Here is a 722-nt window from a genome sequence, read left to right as displayed (position 1 = left end):
GATGAATCCCAACAGACCCTAGCCATTGTTCGCTCATTCACTCTTTTCTCGCAGTGATCGACCCGCCTTCTCGTCGTTTGGCTCCTCGCAGTCGCGATCGAACTCAGGGAAATTGGTAAGCGTATCGCGGCGGATGCAGTAGTGCATCTGCGATGCCTCTTGGAAATGCATACCGCATAGGCATCCGCAAAAGGGGCAACATTCGTCGATTTCGAGATCGGCCCATTCCCACACGCCCAGGTATTCCGGGATGGCATCGCTATCGTAGCCAGTGATCAGGAATGCGTCGGCACTCTTTGCAACAAAGCCGTCGCGCCCTGCGCGGACGAGAAACGGCAGGATGTCCGCCGGCTCGATGTTAAACCATTCGCCGCGTGACCGAACGGCTTTGAGCTCATTCTTGAGACGTGTTTCCAGGCCAAACTCATCTGCCGTTTCGATCCAGCCTAGCAAGCGTAACTCTAGCGGATTTCCGGTCTGGAGATTTCGCTTTCGCGCTTCAATATTCTTCGCGACACCAATCTTGATGGGTGAGCCTCCGTTCTCTTCTTCGCCAAGGAAATAGACCGGCACGCTCGATATCTCCGATGACAAAGCAATTTGATAGCGGTACCGATCCTATTACGAGATATTGCGCAGTTCCGCTATCGACTATCCAAGGATGTCGTTGCACGCCGCCACCTCGTTCGAGGGATCACTACCCTGCTGTTCATGTGGCGCCC

General features: G+C 54.4%; 1 protein-coding gene. It reads right to left on the bottom strand.

Going from position 1 to position 722, the window contains the following annotated elements:
- Positions 1 to 33 precede the first annotated feature (33 nt).
- On the bottom strand, positions 34 to 573 hold the full coding sequence (locus CWO89_RS44880) for a GIY-YIG nuclease family protein (protein ID WP_130584461.1): 540 nt from the start codon (positions 571 to 573) through the stop codon (positions 34 to 36).
- Positions 574 to 722: the final 149 nt, after the last annotated feature.

The sequence above is a fragment of the Bradyrhizobium sp. Leo170 genome (assembly GCF_004296405.1).
Lineage (GTDB): Bacteria > Pseudomonadota > Alphaproteobacteria > Rhizobiales > Xanthobacteraceae > Bradyrhizobium.
Note: the sequence above shows the minus strand (reverse complement) of the source record. Positions and strands in the feature narration are given on the sequence as shown.